15 protein-coding genes are annotated in these 17,643 nt (G+C 60.6%); 7 read left to right on the forward strand and 8 right to left on the reverse strand.

Annotated elements, in window-relative coordinates:
- Window positions 1–68 precede the first annotated feature (68 nt).
- The 5 genes from B9Z48_RS18130 (at window position 69) to htpG (ending at window position 4,836) form a co-directional block, all read left to right on the forward strand.
- Window positions 69–977 (forward strand): pseudouridine synthase, encoded by a 909-nt coding sequence (locus B9Z48_RS18130; RefSeq protein ID WP_089962435.1) that lies wholly within the window; start codon window positions 69–71, stop codon window positions 975–977.
- A gap of 97 nt (window positions 978–1,074) precedes the next feature.
- The gene (locus B9Z48_RS18135; RefSeq protein WP_108380208.1) at window positions 1,075–2,100 is read left to right on the forward strand and encodes an ABC transporter substrate-binding protein; all 1,026 of its coding nucleotides are present in this window, start codon (window positions 1,075–1,077) and stop codon (window positions 2,098–2,100) included.
- 51 nt (window positions 2,101–2,151) lie between these two features.
- Window positions 2,152–2,364: an AbrB/MazE/SpoVT family DNA-binding domain-containing protein gene (locus B9Z48_RS18140; RefSeq protein ID WP_089962442.1), complete on the forward strand. Its 213-nt coding sequence runs from the start codon at window positions 2,152–2,154 to the stop codon at window positions 2,362–2,364.
- Window positions 2,364–2,771: a type II toxin-antitoxin system VapC family toxin gene (locus tag B9Z48_RS18145; protein ID WP_089962446.1), complete on the forward strand. Its 408-nt coding sequence runs from the start codon at window positions 2,364–2,366 to the stop codon at window positions 2,769–2,771. Before B9Z48_RS18140 ends, B9Z48_RS18145 begins: the two co-directional genes overlap by 1 nt.
- A 97-nt stretch (window positions 2,772–2,868) precedes the next feature.
- On the forward strand, window positions 2,869–4,836 hold the full coding sequence (gene htpG, locus B9Z48_RS18150; RefSeq protein ID WP_108380209.1) for a molecular chaperone HtpG: 1,968 nt from the start codon (window positions 2,869–2,871) through the stop codon (window positions 4,834–4,836).
- A gap of 383 nt (window positions 4,837–5,219) precedes the next feature.
- Here the strand turns inward: htpG and B9Z48_RS18155 are convergent, their stop codons facing one another.
- The gene (locus B9Z48_RS18155) at window positions 5,220–5,798 is read right to left on the reverse strand and encodes an HD domain-containing protein (protein WP_108380210.1); all 579 of its coding nucleotides are present in this window, start codon (window positions 5,796–5,798) and stop codon (window positions 5,220–5,222) included.
- Window positions 5,799–6,432: 634 nt separating this feature from the next.
- Between B9Z48_RS18155 and B9Z48_RS18160 the strand changes: the two genes are divergently transcribed.
- A complete protein-coding gene (locus B9Z48_RS18160; RefSeq protein WP_089962458.1) occupies window positions 6,433–7,671 on the forward strand; it encodes an MFS transporter in 1,239 nt (412 codons plus the stop codon).
- A 181-nt stretch (window positions 7,672–7,852) separates the two neighbouring features.
- Here the strand turns inward: B9Z48_RS18160 and B9Z48_RS18165 are convergent, their stop codons facing one another.
- Together B9Z48_RS18165 and B9Z48_RS18170 are read right to left on the reverse strand one after the other, a co-directional pair.
- Complete coding sequence (locus B9Z48_RS18165) at window positions 7,853–9,127, reverse strand: MFS transporter (protein ID WP_146186325.1); 1,275 nt, start codon at window positions 9,125–9,127, stop codon at window positions 7,853–7,855.
- Window positions 9,128–9,225: 98 nt separating this feature from the next.
- Window positions 9,226–10,821, reverse strand: coding sequence for an ABC transporter substrate-binding protein (locus tag B9Z48_RS18170; RefSeq protein WP_089962607.1), 1,596 nt, complete (start codon window positions 10,819–10,821; stop codon window positions 9,226–9,228).
- Between the two features lie 169 nt (window positions 10,822–10,990).
- Between B9Z48_RS18170 and B9Z48_RS18175 the strand changes: the two genes are divergently transcribed.
- Window positions 10,991–12,229 (forward strand): amidohydrolase family protein, encoded by a 1,239-nt coding sequence (locus B9Z48_RS18175; RefSeq protein WP_089962465.1) that lies wholly within the window; start codon window positions 10,991–10,993, stop codon window positions 12,227–12,229.
- Window positions 12,230–12,351: 122 nt separating this feature from the next.
- Here the strand turns inward: B9Z48_RS18175 and B9Z48_RS18180 are convergent, their stop codons facing one another.
- The 5 genes from B9Z48_RS18180 to B9Z48_RS18200 all read right to left on the reverse strand — a co-directional run bounded on the left by B9Z48_RS18180 (window position 12,352) and on the right by B9Z48_RS18200 (window position 17,563).
- Window positions 12,352–13,371: a serine/threonine protein kinase gene (locus tag B9Z48_RS18180; RefSeq protein WP_089962468.1), complete on the reverse strand. Its 1,020-nt coding sequence runs from the start codon at window positions 13,369–13,371 to the stop codon at window positions 12,352–12,354.
- Between the two features lie 28 nt (window positions 13,372–13,399).
- Window positions 13,400–14,839 carry a bifunctional serine/threonine-protein kinase/universal stress protein gene (locus B9Z48_RS18185; RefSeq protein WP_089962472.1) on the reverse strand — a complete coding sequence of 480 codons (1,440 nt, stop codon included), beginning with the start codon at window positions 14,837–14,839 and terminating at the stop codon, window positions 13,400–13,402.
- The gene (locus B9Z48_RS18190; RefSeq protein ID WP_089962476.1) at window positions 14,836–15,603 is read right to left on the reverse strand and encodes a metallophosphoesterase; all 768 of its coding nucleotides are present in this window, start codon (window positions 15,601–15,603) and stop codon (window positions 14,836–14,838) included. The genes B9Z48_RS18185 and B9Z48_RS18190 overlap by 4 nt, the downstream gene beginning before the upstream one ends.
- A 165-nt stretch (window positions 15,604–15,768) precedes the next feature.
- Window positions 15,769–16,575 carry a crotonase/enoyl-CoA hydratase family protein gene (locus tag B9Z48_RS18195; RefSeq protein WP_089962480.1) on the reverse strand — a complete coding sequence of 269 codons (807 nt, stop codon included), beginning with the start codon at window positions 16,573–16,575 and terminating at the stop codon, window positions 15,769–15,771.
- A gap of 139 nt (window positions 16,576–16,714) precedes the next feature.
- On the reverse strand, window positions 16,715–17,563 hold the full coding sequence (locus B9Z48_RS18200) for a 3-hydroxybutyryl-CoA dehydrogenase (protein WP_089962483.1): 849 nt from the start codon (window positions 17,561–17,563) through the stop codon (window positions 16,715–16,717).
- Between the last annotated feature and the right edge of the window lie 80 nt (window positions 17,564–17,643).

Below are 17,643 nucleotides of genomic sequence, written 5' to 3' on the forward strand. Positions count from 1 at the left end.
GGTTCTGATCAAAAAAAGGGACAATGGTCACCCAGCCGACTTGGCCCTTTTTTTGATTCAGCACACCCATGACCCAGCCCCCGGCTTTTAAACGCGCCCCCCGCCCCGAAGGCAAAGGCGACGCTGCTGCCCCCAGCGGTACTTCTCGCCTGAACAAACGCATGGCCGAACTGCGCATGTGCTCGCGCCGCGAAGCCGATGCCTGGATCGAGCAAGGCTGGGTCAAAGTCAATGGCTTGCCCGCCAGCATGGGCCAGCAGGTCACGCTGTCCGACCGCATCACCATCGACAAAGCCGCCGAGCAACAGCAAGACCGACAAGTGACCATCTTGCTGCACAAGCCCATGGGCTATGTGAGCGGCCAGGCCGAAGACGGGCACGAACCGGCCATCACCCTGATCAACCCGCGCAGCCACTGGGGCGGCGACCCGTCCAAGCTGCGCTTTACCCCGCCCCACCTGCGGGGCCTGGCCCCGGCCGGACGCCTGGACATCGACTCCACCGGCATGCTGGTGCTGACACAAGACGGCCGCATAGCCCGTCAATTGATCGGTGAAGACTCCGAGATGGAAAAGGAATACCTGGTGCGCGTGGCCTACACCGGTCACGAAAACACCGCCGCCGCCACGGCCGCATCGGCCACCTATGGCGGCAAAGCCAACCAACTCACCGTGATTGGCGACTTTGACCGCGTGAGTGCCAATGTGCAAGCCGTGTTCCCCAAGACACTCCTTGAACGCCTGCGCCACGGCCTGAGCCTGGACGGCAAACCCCTCAAGCCCGCCAAAGTCGACTGGCAAAACCCCGAGCAATTGCGCTTTGTGCTGACCGAAGGCAAAAAGCGCCAGATCCGCCGCATGTGCGAGCAAGTGGGCCTGAAAGTGGTGGGTCTCAAACGCATCCGCATGGGCGGTGTGCAGTTGGGGCAAATGCCGGCAGGGACTTGGCGGTATTTGGGGCCGAACGAATCGTTTTAAGCTTGCCGTCGGGGCTGAAGCCACCGACCTAAAAAATACCCCGTAGGTCGGCGGCTTTAGCCCCGACAAGCTCACCAACAACCTTTGGAGACGCCCTATGACCCTGAAATTCAAAGCCGCCTTTGTCATCGCCAGCGCACTGACCACGAGCGCGGCCTCAGCCCAAACCGGCAGCCTCAACGCGATTTGCAGCACTGACCAAAGCTGGTGCGAAATGGCCGCCAAAGAGTTCACCAAGGCCACCGGCATCACCGTCAACCAAACCCGCAAAGCCACTGGTGAAGCCTTGGCGCAAATCCGCGCCGAAGCAGCCAACCCCAAGACCGACATCTGGTGGGGCGGCACCGGCGACCCGTTTTTGCAAGCCGCCGAAATCGGTCTGTTGGCACCCTACCGCCCCGACTACCTGAACGACCTGCACGGCTGGAGCGTGCGCCAATACGCCATGACACAAAACATGGTGGGCGGTTTCTACACCAGCGCGATTGGCTTTGGCTGGAACACCGAACTGCTCAAGAAAAAGAAACTGCCTGCGCCCCAATGCTGGTCCGACGTGATCAAGCCCATCTACAAAGGCGAGGTGGAAATCTCACACCCCGCCTCCAGCGGCACGGCCTACACCATCCTGGCAGGGCTGGTGCAGATGATGGGCGAAGACGCGGCTTTTGAGTACATGAAAGCCCTGCACAAAAACGTGACGCAATACACCCGCAGCGGCACCGCCCAAGCGCCCAATGTGGCCAAGGGCGAAGTGGCCGTCGGCATCAGCTTCATCTTTGGCTTTGACGGCTGGCGACACAACAAATACCCCGTGGCCACCGTGGCCCCCTGCGAAGGCACCAGCTACGAAATCGGCGGCATCGCCTTGGTCAAAGGTGCACGCAACGCAGCCAACGCCAAGCGATATTACGACTGGCTCATGAGCCCGGCAGGCCAGAGCATCGGCGCCAAAGCCGACAGCCTGCAAAGCCCGGCCAACAAAACCTTCAAGCCCGATCCGCGCATCCCCTCCATGGACAACGTGCGCCTGATCAAGTACGACTTTGAAAAGTACGGCAAATCTGCCGAGCGCCGCCGACTGTTGGAGCGGTGGAATAAGGAAGTTGGGACGTTGTCGCAATGAATGGGGCTAGAATTCAAATTTCTTACCATTTCTCGATCGATGAGGCATCTCATGTCCACCACCACAACCCTGTCCAGCAAATTCCAGATCTCGATTCCTAAAGGGGTTCGCGAAGAACAATCTTGGGTGGCGGGCCAAAAATTTGTGTTCATTCCCAAAGGCAAGGGCATGCTGCTCATGCCCATGCCTGAACTCAAAGACTTGGCAGGTTTGGCCAAGAACGCCAAATCCAAAGAGCACCGCGACCGCAAGGATCGGGTGTAATGCCTTCAGCGCCTTCGCTCCGTTGGTGTGTGGTGGACACCTCTGCGTGGATCGAGTTTCTGATGCTCACACCACTTGGCAAAAAATTGGCACCTCACTTTCCCACACAAGATCAATGCATCGTTCCCACGCTGGTTCAATTGGAACTGTCCAAATGGATGCTGCGCGAAATGGGCGAGGACGAAGCCGATCAGGTGATTGCCTACACGCAGGAATGTGTCGTCACACCGCTGGACACAACGATTGCCCTGCTGGCCGCCCAATTGAACAAAGACCACAAACTGGCCACAGCCGATGCCATTGTTTACGCCACTGCCCTGAACAAAGGCGCGACATTGCTGACCTGCGACGCCCATTTCGAGCATCTGCCCCATGTGGTGTACTGGTCCAAAAAAACCATCCATTGAGCGTCAACGTTTACCCCTCTTGAAACCATGCCTGACGCCCCAAGCTAATGGGCGTTTTGGTTTTTTGATCTTTTGTTTTTTACCCCTTTGAATTGATATGAGCAAACAAACCCATGCCTTTCAGGCCGAAGTCGCGCAACTGCTGCACTTGGTCACCCACTCGCTGTATTCCAACCAAGAGATCTTTTTACGCGAGCTGATCTCCAACGCCTCGGACGCCTGCGACAAGCTGCGCTTTGAAGCGCTGAACAACAACGGCCTGTACGAAGACGCGCCCGACTTGCAAGTGCGCTTGTCCTTCGACAAAGCCGCCAAGACGCTGACCATCACCGACAACGGCATCGGCATGACGGCGCAAGAAGCCATCGACCACTTGGGCACGATTGCCAAGAGCGGCACCAAAGACTTCGTGAGCAAGCTGAGCGGCGACCAGAAGTCAGACGCGCAGCTGATCGGCCAGTTCGGCGTGGGCTTTTACTCAGGCTTCATCGTGGCCGACAAGATCACCGTTGAAACCCGCCGTGCAGGCGCGGCAGCAGCCGAAGGCGTGCGCTGGATCAGCGGTGGCACGGGCGACTTCGAGGTCGAAACCATTACCCGCAACGAGCGCGGCACCAGCGTGATCCTGCACCTGCGCGAAGAAGCGCTGGACTACGCCAACACTTGGAAGCTGAAAGAAATCGTCGGCAAATACTCTGACCACATCAGCCTGCCCATCCTGATGGAAAAGGAAGAGTGGAAAGACGGCGATTTGATCGAGCCGAACAACGAAGAAGGTGGCCGTCAACCCGGCGGCATGGTCAAGACCGGCGAGTGGGAAACCATCAACAAAGCCAGCGCTTTGTGGACCCGCTCCAAGAAAGACATCACCGACGAGCAGTATGCTGATTTTTACAAACAGATCAGCCGCGACTTTGAAGCCCCGCTGACCTGGACGCACAACCGCGTGGAAGGCAGCACCGAATACACCCAGCTGCTCTACATCCCGTCCAAGGCACCGCAAGACCTGTGGAACCGCGACAAGAAGGCGGGCATCAAGCTGTATGTGAAGCGCGTGTTCATCATGGACGAAGCCGAAGCGCTGATGCCCAGCTACCTGCGCTTTGTGAAGGGCGTGGTGGATTCCGCCGACCTGCCGCTGAACGTGAGCCGCGAGTTGCTGCAAGAAAGCCGCGACGTGAAAGCCATCCGCGAAGGCTGCACCAAACGCGTGTTGTCGATGCTGGAAGATTTGGCCAAACATGACAAGGCACCTCAGGCGAGTGCAGAAGTCACTGACGTTCTGAGCGACGAAGACAAAGCCAAGATCGGCCAGTATTCCAAGTTCTACGCAGAGTTCGGCGCGGTGCTCAAAGAAGGCCTGGGCGAAGACTTTGCCAACAAAGACCGCCTGTCCAAGCTGCTGCGTTTTGCCTCATCGACCCACGACACCGTGAGTGTCAGCTTTGCCGACTACAAAGCCCGCATGAAGGATGGCCAGGACGCGATTTACTACATCACCGCCGACACCCTGGCGGCCGCCAAAAACAGCCCGCAGCTCGAAGTCTTCAAGAAAAAAGGCATCGAAGTGCTGCTGATGACCGACCGCGTGGACGAGTGGGCGCTGAACTTTGTGCACGAGTTTGACGGCACCCCGTTGCAAAGCGTGGCCAAAGGCGCGTTTGACCTGGGCAAGTTGCAAGACGAAGAAGAGAAGAAAGCCGCCGAAGACGCGGCCGAAACCTTCAAACCCGTGTTGGCCAAGCTCAAAGAAGCGCTCAAAGACAAAGCCGAAGACGTGCGCGTGACCAGCCGCTTGGTGGACAGCCCCGCCTGCCTGGTGGTGACCGACGACGGCATGAGCATGCAGCTCGCCCGCATGCTCAAGCAAGCTGGGCAAAGCGCCCCTGAAGTCAAGCCCGTGCTCGAGGTCAACCCCGAGCACGCGCTGGTCAAAAAGCTCGACGGCTCGGTCCACTTCCACGACCTGGCCCACATCCTGTTTGACCAGGCCCTGCTGGCCGAAGGCGGCTTGCCCGCAGACCCTGCGGCTTATGTGAAGCGGGTGAATGCTTTGCTGAGCTGATCGGCATCTGCTCCAACAAAAAGCCCTGCCGGACTTGCATCTGGCGGGGCTTTTTTGTCTCTGATGCCCTGCAAACCCTTGACGGGCTTGGGTTCTTACAAATCGAAGTTTCAAACTTAGATTTGTAAAAAATGTGCCCGAGCACGGCGACAAGCACTCTTAAGCCCCGGAATGCGGGTCGTCCTTTGGAGCTGCTCTGTTGATTCGGCCTTGTGAAGTTTGATGTGAAAGGCTTATCTTGGGTACAGCGATAAACTCTGCGATCAGTGAGGGGGCCCTGCGGACTGAGCGATGTGTGGTGGTCTGCGAGGCTCTATCGCGGCGAGGGCGCCGCTCCCACATAAAAGCATTGATGCAAATACCATTGGGCCGAATCAATAAGCTCAGGCCTTCAAAGCCTCCTTGTAGACCGAGTTCACCGGCTGGGACATCACCTTGCGCAGCAGGGGCTCAAAGGTTTCGATGGGCAGTGTGTCGTAGCTTGAATCAAATGCCGGATCGTCGTATAGCGCAATGAACTCTTCGGTGCGGGCGTAGTGGGGGTGGTCTTTGAACATGTCGCGCATGTGGCGGTCCATGCCGATGTGGTGGAAAAAGTTGTAGCCCTGAAAAATGCCGTGGTTTTGCACCATCCACAAATTGGCTTCAGACACAAAGGGCTTGAGGACGGCAGCCGCAATGTCCGGGTGGTTGAAGGTGCCCAGCGTGTCCCCGATGTCGTGCAGCAATGCACACACCACGTATTCATCATCACGCCCGTCGCGCAAGGCACGGGTGGCGGTTTGCAGGCAGTGGGTGTAGCGGTCCACCGGAAAGCCACCGTAGTCACCGTCGAGCAGCTTCAAGTGCGCGATCACGCGGTCGGGCAGCGACTTGGTGAATTGCATGAACTCCCCGGCAATCAGGGCCCAGTCTTGCTGTGTGCTGTCTTGCATGCGAATAAATTGGGCACGGTCGTTCATGGGCACTCCTGAATTTTGAAGCCACCAGCGTACAGGCTCGAATGCCTGCGAACTGTCCAATAGATGACTGCCCAACAAGGAGCGGGCACCCTTGTTGATCCGGCCCTGTTCAGTTTGAAGTGAAAGGCTTTTCTTGGCATGGCGACGAGCTCTGCGATCAGTGTGGGAGCCCCGCCCTCGGGGCGAGGGTCTTTTTATGGGAGCCTCGCCCTCGGGGCGATTGTTGGTGGTCTGCGAGGATTTTCGCGACGAGGGCGTCGCTCCTACAGGGAGATGCCCTGCTTTGTGTGGGAGCCCCGCCCTCGGGGCGATTGTTGGTGGTCTGCGGGGCTTTTCGCGACGGGGGCGTCGCTCCTACGGGGACATTGCCCTGCATTTTGTAGGAGCCCCGCCCTCGGGGCGATTGTTGGTGGTCTGCGAGGATTTTCGCGACGGGGGCGTCGCTCCTACAGGGAGATGCCCTGCTTTTTGTGGGAGCCCCGCCCTCGGGGCGATTCTTGGTGGTCTGCGAGAATTTTCGCGACGGGGGCGTCGCTCCTACAGGGACATTGCCTTGCATTTTGTGGGAACCCCGCATCGGTGCCCAGTAACCCAAAAGACAACCGCCCCATCGTCCATCGGCTAAATTGTCAGAATGAACACCCTTCCCGCCGACCCTGCCCTCATTGATTCCCGTCAAGCCGCCTGGCGTTTGCTGGTCACGCTGGGGCTGGTGGTGCTGGGCAACAGCAGCATGTACATCGTGTCGGTGGTGCTGCCGGAGGTGCAGGCCGAGTTTGGGGTGGGCCGGGCCGATGCTTCGCTGCCTTACACGCTGATGATGATCAGTTTGGGCCTAGGCGGTTTGCTCACGGGCCGCATGGCCGACCGGCACGGCTTGATGCCCGTGCTGTGGGTGGGTGCGCTGGCGGTGTGTGGCGGTTTTGTGTGGGCGGGCATGTCGGGCAGCATTTGGGCTTTTGGCTTGGCGCATGCGCTGATGGGCTTTGTGGGCAGCTCGTCCACCTTTGCGCCCCTGATGGCCGACACCGCTTTGTGGTGGAACCGCCGCCGGGGCATTGCGGTGGCCATTTGCGCCAGTGGCAATTACATCGCGGGCACGATCTGGCCGCCGCTGGTGCAGCGCGGGGTGGAGACCATCGGCTGGCGTCAGACCTACATCATGCTGGGCATTTTTTGCGGCGTGGGCATGTTTTTGCTGGCCACACGCATGCGCCAGCGCCCGCCACTGGTGACCCTCACATCGGCCAACGCGAACGCGCCGGTGCTGGACCGCAGCCGTCCGTTTGGCCTCAAGCCCTCTTTGGCGCAAGGCTTGTTGTGTGTGGCGGGGGTGGCGTGTTGCGTGGCCATGTCCATGCCGCAGGTGCACATCGTGGCCTATTGCACCGACTTAGGGTTTGGCGCGGCACGCGGGGCCGAAATGCTTTCGCTCATGTTGGCCAGCGGCATCGTCAGCCGCTTGGTGTTTGGCGTGATCAGTGACCGCATCGGCGGCATCCGCACATTGCTGCTGGGCTCCATGTTGCAGGGTGTGGCGCTGCTGATGTTTTTGCCGTTTGATGGCATGGTGCCCTTGTACATCGTCTCGGCCATGTTCGGGCTGTTTCAGGGCGGCATCGTGCCGGCCTACGCGATCATCATCCGCGAACACTTTGACCCCAAAGAAGCCGGTGCCCGGGTGGGCGCTGTCATCATGGCCACTTTGGTGGGCATGGCCTTGGGGGGCTGGATGTCGGGCTGGGTGTTTGACCTGACAGGCAGTTACCACGCGGCGTTTTTGAATGGCATCGCGTGGAACTTGCTCAACCTGTGCATTGCGAGCTGGTTGTTTTGGCGGGTTCGAAACACCGAACGCCTCACCACCCGTTGACCCCCAAGTCCCGATGGGGAGTCATGCCACCGTCAAGCACCCCAGGCCAGCCGACGACCGCTGACACGGTCAAACACATGCGCCTGATCGGCTGACCATTGGAGGTGCACCCGTGCTGTACAGCACTCCCACACATCCACACCCCGGTGACCCTTTTGGCAAGGCCACACAAGGTGCGCAATCAGCGACTGGCAAAAAGTACTTGCACCACACGCCAAAAGACCATCACCCAAACCAAGACTGCCGCCCACGACATGAGACCCAAGGTGCCCGCCCAAATGGCCTGCGCACTGGAAGCACCGTGCGCCAAAGCCCGGGTTTGCAACACATCCATCAGCCATAGCCAAATCATGGCGGCACCCACAATGCCCACGGTGCGGGTCACCAGGGTCAAACTGCCCGACAGCCCCCGCGCAGAGTCCGGCAAGGTGGCCACCACTTGCTCGGCATAGGCCACCTGGAACACCCCCAAACCCAGACCCTGGAGCGACAAGGCCAAAGCCATGAATGGCCAAGCTTGCGTCATCGACAGGGCACCCGCCCAAGTCAGCCCCAAAGCCATCGCCAACAGCGCCACATGGCCCACACCCCGAAGATCCATGCGGCGCAGCAATACAGGCGTCAAACCCGAACCGGCCAACACGCCCAAAGCCCAAAGTGACAGCATGGCACCACTGTGCACGTCACTCCAACCTGCTGCAGGCAAGGCATAGGGCAAACTCAGGGCGACGGTGAAACTGCAAAACTGGACCCCCACACTGGCCAGATTGACACCTGCAAAATCTGCATTGCGCCGCATCAGCTGCCACAGGCCCATGACGCTGACCGAGGGGTTACCCTGGCCTGGTGCACTCAATGTTTGCGCACGCAAATGACGGGCCAACCCAGGTGTACACAGCACGGCCAACAACACAATCGGGACCCTGAATCCGTAAACTCCGGACCAACCGACATACCGCATGCTCAAGCCTCCCAAAAACGGGGCCAGCAAACCCGCTGCGGCAAACATGGCACCGTAGATGGACAGTGCACGCGTACGCTGTCCATCCCCCAGCAAACGCATGGCCAACGCAGGTGCGCAAGACAAAGTCAGCGCCACGCCAATGCCCTGCAAAACCCGCCCGGCCAACAACCAGCCGTAGGCCGGGGCAACAGAACACACCCCCAAAGCCAGCGCCGACACCCACAAACCCCAGCGAAACACGCGCAAGTGCCCCCACCGATCCCCCAAGACACCACAAAACAACATCAGGCTGCCGTACGTGATGACATAACAAACCGCCACCCAGCGGATGTCGGCTGTAGCCAAGGCAAAGGCCTCGGTCATGGCCGGAAAGGCCATGTTGACCGCAAAGTCGAGCGGGGCGATGGCGGCACCACAACCGACGATGGCAAAGCCCAGCCAAGGTGTGCCGGAGCGGGACGTGTCAGAGAAGGGGGAAGAAGGCGAAGGCATGGTGGCTCTGCGTGGCTGCAAGCCCCGTGGGGCGCATGGCCCCGTTCGCGCTTGAAACCCTGCCCCGCGCGGGCGGGACAGGGTGGGTCAACACAAGATCACTTGCTGACGGTGGCGTAGTACATCTTGGGCGCATCGTTGGAATTGTGCGCGATGCTCACGTTCTTCTTCATGGACCAAGGGCGCATCTGGTGGTGCAGGGGCACATACAGGGCTTCGTCGCGCGTGATGGCCAAGGCTTCCTTGAGCATGTTGTCGCGCTTGGTCTTGTCCATTTCGGTCTTCATGGCTTCGGTCAGGGCGTCCACCTTGGCGTTGCTGATCTTCAGGAAGTTGAAGTTGCCATCCGAGCCCGTGGTGCGGGTCATGACCAGGGACTGCAGAGAGTACTGCGCGTCGTAAGTGGCCACACCCCAGCCCAGCAGGTAGGCGCTGGAGTCAAAGTTTTGGACTTTGACAATGAAGCTGCTGAAGTTGGTGGCATTGAGCTTGGCGCGGATGCCCACTTTGGCCCACATGTTGACCACGGCCTGACACACCTCTTCGTCGTTCACGTAGCGGTTGTTGGGGCAGTCGAGGGTGAAGTCAAAGCCATTGGCGTAACCGGCATCGGCCAGCAGTTTTTTGGCACCGTCCAGGTCAGGCGGGGAGACCTTGTCCAACTCGGCTGTGTGGCCATTGACGCCAGGCGCCACCATGATGGCCGCTGGCACCGACAGGCCGCGCATGATGCTGCGCTGGATGGCCACCCGGTCAATCGACATGTTCAAGGCTTTGCGCACGCGCACATCCTTGAAGGGGTTGGGGCCTTTGGAGCCGTATTTCAATTCGTTGGAGCCTTGGTCCACGCCAATGAAAATGGTGCGCACTTCCGGGCCATCGAGCACCGACAAAGCCGGAGTGGAGCGCAGGCGGGCCACGTCTTGTGTGGGCAAGTCGGTCACGATGTCCACGTTACCCGCCAACAAAGCAGCGATGCGGGTGGGGTCGGATTTGATGGGGGTGTAGACCACATCGGTCACGTTGCCAGGCAACTTGTCCCACCAGGACTTGTTGGCGGTCATGACCAGGCGCTGATCGGCCACCCACTCCTTGATGACATACGGGCCAGTGCCGTTGGCGTTGGTGGAGGCGAAGGTGATTTCCTTGGCCTTGTAGTCCTGCACTTTTTCGGACTTGTTCTTCACCGCCCAGGCCTTGCTCATGATGAAGAAGGTGGTGAAGCTGTTGAGCAAGGTCGGGTTGGGTTTGTCCAGCACGACGTCAATGGTGTGGTCGTCGATCTTGGTGATGCCTTTGACACCGGCCACATAAATTTGCATGGTGCCTTGTGGCTGGCGGATGCGGTCAAAAGAGAACAGAACGTCGTCGGCGGTGAAGGCCGAGCCATCCTGGAATTTCACATTCTTGCGCAGGTTGAAACGCACCGTGGTGGGGTTGACCACCTGCCAGCTGGTGGCCAGAGAAGGCTCGACCTTGTAGTTGCGGTCGTAGCGCACCAGGGGTTCGTAGGCATGGCCCACGATGTTGTTGGTGGTGGCGTGGTTTTGCGCGTGCGGGTCCAGCGTCAGGATGTCGTTTTGAGCGGCCCACCTGAGTTCGTTGGCCTGCACGGCACTCACGAAGACCAGCGTCGTGGACAAACCACAGGCCAGCGCGAGCAAGCGTGTGGTGCGAAGGATGGGTTTCAACATGCAGATTCCTGTCTTGGTTGTTTGACATTTCATTCTAGGCAGCAGGCTGGGCAGGCGCAAGGCAGAAAACCTAGGGTTTATGCGGTGTCCAAGGGCATGAACGGCTGAGATGATCGTCTTTGCTTCCTCATGTCGACGCACCGTGCTTTGGCATTTTTTGAAACGCTGTATGACCTCGATCCTGATCCAATCGGCCAATGTGCTGGATGTTGAAACACTGAAATTTTTGCCCGACACCGATGTGTGGGTCCTGGATGGACTGATTCAGGCCGTGGGCCCCAAACTGCCCGTGCCCGAAGGCGCACAAACCCTCTCGGCCCAGGGCCTGACCCTGATGCCCGGCCTGATCGACTGCCATGTGCATGTGATCGCCTCACACCTGAACCTGACCTACAACAGCCAGCAGCCCAATGTGTTTGCGACCTTGCGGGCCATCCCCATCATGAAGGGCATGCTGATGCGCGGCTTCACCACCGTGCGCGACGCCGGGGGGGCCGACTGGAACCTGGCCGAAGCCACCCGCACCGACCTGGTCGAGGGGCCTCGCATTTTTGCCGCTGGCCGCGCCCTGTCGCAAACCGGCGGCCATGGCGACGGCCGCCCGCGCAGTGACGAACTCGAAACCTGCGCCTGCTCCACCCGTGTGGGGGCGCTGGCGCGTGTGGTCGATGGGGTGGACAACGTGCGCTTGGCCGTGCGCGAAGAGATCATGAAGGGTGCCAACCAGATCAAGATCATGGCCTCGGGTGGCGTGGCTTCGCCCAACGACCCGATCCACTACCTGGGCTACTCCGAGGGCGAGATCTGCGCCATCGTGGACGAAGCCGAGCACGCGGGCACCTATGTCATGGCCCACGCCTACACGCCCAAGGCGATCCGCCGTGCGGTGGACTTTGGCGTGCGCAGCATCGAGCACGGCAACCTGATCGACGCCGACACCTGCACCTTCATGGCCGAGCGTGGCGCATTCATGGTACCCACCCTGATCACCTACGAGGCTTTGGCCAACGAGGGTGCCAGCCTGGGCCTGCCGCCCGTGTCGGTGGCCAAAATCGAAACCGTGCGCAGCCAGGGCCAAAAGGCGCTGGAGATTTTGGCAAAGGCCGGTGTCAAGATGGCGCTGGGCACCGACTTGCTGGGCGAATCACACCGCCACCAATCCGAAGAACTGCGCATCCGCGCCGGCATTTTGGGCGCAGGCGCGACCTTGCAACAAGCCACGGTGAACGCGGCCGAACTGCTCAACATGCCGGGCCAATTGGGCGTGATCAAACCCGGTGCCAAGGCCGACTTGCTGCTGGTGCAAGGCAACCCATTGGCCGACATCTCATGCCTGTTGGGTCAGGGCGAGAACATCCTGTCGATCATGAAGGACGGCAAGTTTTACAAACAAGGCCTGCACGCTTGAGCCTGCAAACCTGCTGCACCCCCGTAGGTCGGCGGCTTTAGCCCCGACACTGGTCTGAATCACCGTCAACGTCGGGGCTAAAGCCGCCGACCTGCAAATCACCGTGGCGCGCTGTGGTGCGCTCACACCACCAGCGGCGCTTCCTGCATCTGCTCGACTTGCTCTTGCAGCATCAGCACCTGGCCGCGCCAGTAGTCGGGCGTGCCGAACCAGGGAAAGTTGACCGGAAAAATCGGGTCTTCCCAACGCCGTGCCAACCATGCGCTGTAGTGGATCAAACGCAAGGTGCGCAGCGGCTCGATCAAGCGCAACTCGGCTCGGTCAAAATCGCGCACTTGCTCATAACCATCGAGCAAAGCCGACAGTTGCTGCGTGCGCTGCGCCCGGTCGCCCGACAGCAGCATCCACAGGTCTTGCACGGCCGGGCCCATGCGGGCGTCGTCCAGGTCCACAAAGTGCGGGCCCCCGCCGGGCAGCTCGGTGGGTGTCCACAAAATATTGCCCGGGTGGCAGTCGCCGTGCAGGCGAATCAAGCGTCGTTCTGAGGCACCTTCTGCCATTTTTTCTTGCACCAGCGCCAGCGCCGCAGCAAAGGCCTCGCGCCATTCGCGCTCAACTTCCAGCGGGATCATTTGGTGCGTTTGCAGCCACTCGGCGGGCTCCAGCGCAAAGGTCTGCACATCGAGTGTGGGGCGGTGCACAAAGGGCTTGGCCGCGCCCACGGTGTGGATGCGGGCCAGAAAACGGCCGATCCATTCGAGCACTTCAAAATCGTCCAGCTCCGGCGTGCGACCGCCGCGCAAAGGGCTAACTGAAAAATCAAATCCGGCGCTTTGGTGCAGGGTCTGGCCGTTCAGCACCAGAGGTGGCACCACAGGCACTTCGGCCGCCAGCAACTCGGCCGCAAAGTCGTGTTCTTCCTGAATCTGTGCCCGGCTCCAGCGGCCGGGCCGGTAAAACTTGAGGACCACGGCCGCGCTGCCCTGAACGGGTTCGTCCAGGTGCGCACGGTACACGCGGTTTTCGTAAGAGCTGAGCGCCAGCAAACGGCCGTCAGGCCACAGGCCCAGATCGGTCAGGGCGTCCATCACCCGGTCGGGGGTGAGTTCGGCGTAGGGGTGCAAGGCGTGGGCATCGGTCATGCAGCGATTGTGGCGCACGCCCCAGACCTCAAACGCTGACCAGTTGCTCGAAAGGCAAACTTTGCTTGACCAAGATCACCGTGCAGGGTGCCTCCATGGCCACCTTGATCGGCACCGTGGCCACAAAGCGCTGCATTTGCAGTCCGTGCGTGGCCGCACCCATGATGACCATGCTGACGTGATTGCCTTCAGCGTACTTAACCAGTGCATCGGCCACATCGTCCGACTCCAGCACATGGAACGAGGTCTGGTGGTCGCGCAGGTCCAGCGGCTGGGCCCACTGCTGCAAACGCGTGAGGTGCCAACGGTGCACGCTGGTTTCATTTTTGTGCGACTCGGTCGTGCTGGTTTCGCCCGAACCAATCACGGTCACGCACGCTAGCCGAGCCCCTGGCCGCAGACCCAAGGAACGCGACACGGCCTCGCGCAATGAGTAAAGCGTGGCATCACTGGCATCTTTGTAGGGCACGGCCACCATGACAATGGGCACCTGCTGGATCTGCTGCGAGGGCAAGGGGCTGGGCTGGTACTGCATGCCCGCCGCACGCAGCCAGCGTTTGAAGTGCACCCAAAAGCCCGTGCCTTGGGTCTGCCTGCCACGTTGGGTTATGCGGATGTCTTGGGTGTGCGTCAGGTCAAACGCCAAGTGCGCGGCCGAGGGGTAGCGCTCTGCCGCCACGGGGGCCAGGCAGCGCAAGATGACCTCTTGCAGCCACTCGGGCATTTCAGGGCGGCGTTTTCGCGGCGGAACCGGGTCCATCCACAAGCGCTGGCGGATGCCGCCTGCGGTGGCGGGTTCACCAAAGGGGGCCTCACCCGTGGCCAGCTGGTACAGCATCACGCCAATGGCAAACACATCGCTGCGCGGATCGCCCCGCACGCCCACCACCTGTTCTGGCGCAATCCAGATCGGCGAGCCCACGGCCTTGCGCAACTCTTCGGCCAGCAAATCCGGGTAATGTGCATGGCACGACAAGCCAAAGTCGAGCAGCAGGGCCGAGCCATCGGGCCGGATCAGCACATTCGCAGGTTTCAGGTCAAGGTGGCACACATTCTGGCGGTGCAGGCTGTGCGCGGCCTTGGCCATGGCCGACCCCAAACGGGCGACCTCTTCAGGCGAGAGCGGCCCACCCCGGTCCAGCCAATGCTGCAAGGTTTGCCCCTGCACGTATTCCATGACCAAATAGGGGATGCGTGACAAATCACCCGCCGCCACAAAGCGCGGCACATGCGGCCCCGTGAGCGTGGGCATGATTTGGTGCTCGATCTCGAAACTGATGATGTTCTCGGCCCCGTCGCCTGCGGTCATGCGCGGGATTTTCATCGCCATGGGAAATTCAGATTCGCGTCGGCTGCCATCTTCAGCAGGCGCGTAACGCACGGTGTAGATGTGCGCCATGCCACCGGCGTGCACACATTCTTCGATCTCGAAGCCGTCGATGACCTCACCGGGTTGCAGCAGTTTCAACGTCCAGTCTCCAGTCGATGGGCAAAATATTCAGGCAAACCGGCCTGCCGAATGGCCTGCGCAGCGGCGGCATGGTCGTAGGGCACGCGGTGAAACGTCAAGCGATTCATCTGCAGGTCATAAATGGCGTACATGGCCCGGGGGTCGCCATCGCGCGGCTGCCCGACCGAGCCCACCGTGGCCACACACGCACGCGAACGTGGCAGCGGTATGCCCACGCCAGGTACGGGCTTGAAAGGCATCAGGCCGCGCCCAGCGCCCTGGTAATACAAAGTCTGGTGGTGCACATGGCCCACCAGCACATGCAAAGCCTGTTGACCGTGATCACCGGCTTGCCCCTCGGCGGCATCCAAACAAGCTTTGGCGGCTCGTTCACTGTCCACGTAGCGCCAAACCTCGGGTTGATGCGCACTGGCGTGCACCAGCAACAAATGATCAAGACGTGCGGTCAAAGGCAGTCCAGCGAGAAAGTCACGCTGCAAAACGCTCAAGCGATCATGGGTCCACATGGCACTGCTGGCACCCATGGAAGCATCACTCACAGGGGGCGCTGCGGCCATGGCGTCATGGTTGCCCTGCAGCACCCATGCCCCTTCCGCATGCAAGACCATGACCTGCTCTAACACCCAGGCTGGGTCGGCACCGTAGCCGACCAAATCCCCTAAAAACGCAAAGCGATCCACCCTTTGCGACTGGGCATGACTCAAGCAAGCACTGAGCGCCTGGCGATTGGCGTGCAAGTCTGACAACATGGCCAGCCTCATGGGGTCTCCTCACAGATTTCGGGTCCTCATCATCACAGATGGGCCTGAAACGAATCTTGCACCCTGCAAGCCTTGACCTTCTTGACCGACATCAAGACAAAGCCATTGCCCATCTCGGTCGGCGCTGTCCGCACTGTCGGTCACCCCCCTGGCGATGCTCGCCCATCAGGAACCGGTAAATCGTGACTCGCGTTTTTCCACAAACGAGCGAACACCTTCTGCGGCATCCTGGCTGGCCGACAGGCGCTGCTGCACCGACATGAAGTCGTGCATGGCCACCAGAGGACCGTGCTCAATGCCCTTGAGCACGTTTTGCCGTGTGGCCACCACCGCCAGCGGCGCTTGCGCCGCGATCTGTCCGGCGATGCGCATGGCCTCGGCCAGCAGGCCCGCCACAGGCACCACCTTTTGCACAAAGTTCAGGCGCAAGGCTTCAGCGCTGTCAAACACATCGGCCGTGAGCAAATGCAAAAGCGCATTGCCCATGCCCGCCCGCTCGGCCATGCGCAGCGTGGCACCGCCCGTGGCCATGATGCCGCGCTGCACCTCGAGCTGCGAAAACCGGCAGTCATCGGCCGCGACCACGATGTCGGCCGCCAGCATCAGCTCGATGCCCAGTGTGTAAGTGATGCCCTGCACCGCCGCCACCATGGGTTTGGTGCGTCGCCGGTAGCCGTCCATGCCCAGGTTGAGCGGGTCCACCAGGCCCAAGGGCACCGCCTTTTCGCCACGCTGCATCAGCGGCGCGATGGTGGGCAAATCCAGCCCGGCAGTGAAATGGTCCCCCGCCGCGCACAGCACGCCCACACGCAGGGCGGGGTCGTCGTCGAGCCGGGTGTAGGCCTCGCCCAACTCGCGGAACATCTTGGGTGTGAAGCCGTTGCGTTTGGCAGGACGGTTGATGCAAATTTGCAGGACTGCGCCGTGCACGGTGCAGTCGATCTGGCCTTCGGGGTGGGGGGTGGTGTTCATGGGCGCATGTTAGGCCCAGGGCCAAAACCCGAGATTCACCGAAGTGACATCTTTGCAGGAGCCCCGCCCTCGGGGCGATGGCTCGTGGTCTGCGAACGCCCCATCGCGGCGGGGGCGCCGCTCCCACAACCCAGCGAGTTCAGTACTTGTAAACGCCTTGGCCGGTCTTGCGGCCCAAGCGGCCTGCGGCCACCATTTCCTTCAGCAGTGGGCTGGGGCGGTATTTGCTGTCACCGAACTCTTTGAGGTAGACCTCCATCACGGCCAGGCACACATCGAGGCCAATCATGTCGGCCAGCGCCAGCGGGCCAATGGGCTGGTTGCAGCCGAGCTTCATGCCCGCGTCAATCGCTTCGGCCTCGGCCAGGCCTTCGCCCAGCACAAAGAAAGCCTCATTGATCATGGGCACCAAAATGCGGTTGACCACAAAGCCGGGCGCGTTTTTCACAGTGATGGGTGTCTTGCCCAGGGCCAAGGCCATGTCGTGCACCGCGTCGTGCGTGGCGTCGCTGGTCTGCAAGCCACGGATGATTTCCACCAAGGCCATCATCGGCACGGGGTTGAAGAAGTGCATGCCGATGAAACGGTCCGCACGCTGAGTGGCCGCAGCCAGTTGCGTGATCGAAATCGACGAGGTGTTGGACGCGATGATCACGTTGGGGGCCAACAGACTGTCGAGCTGCTTCAAGATCTTGACCTTGAGTTCGTGGTTTTCAGTGGCGGCTTCAATGACCAACTGGGCACCCTTGAGGTCGTCGTAGTTGCTGGAGCCTTGGATGCGGGCCAGCGCGGCGGCTTTGTCGGCCTCACTGATTTTTTCTTTCTTGACCAGACGGTCCAAGCTGCTGGCCACGGTGGCCACGCCTTTGGCCACAGCCGCGTCAGAGATGTCGACCATCACCACCTGAATGCCCGACACCGCACACGCCTGTGCGATGCCATTGCCCATGGTGCCTGCGCCAATGATGCCTACGGTCTGGATGCTCATGTTTTCATTCCTTGAAAGTGCGGGGTGCTCAAAACCTTTGATCTTAACGGGGACAGTCAGGCCCCATGCCAGCGACCCAT

It is taken from the genome of Limnohabitans sp. WS1, assembly GCF_003063265.1.
Lineage (GTDB): Bacteria > Pseudomonadota > Gammaproteobacteria > Burkholderiales > Burkholderiaceae_C > Limnohabitans_A.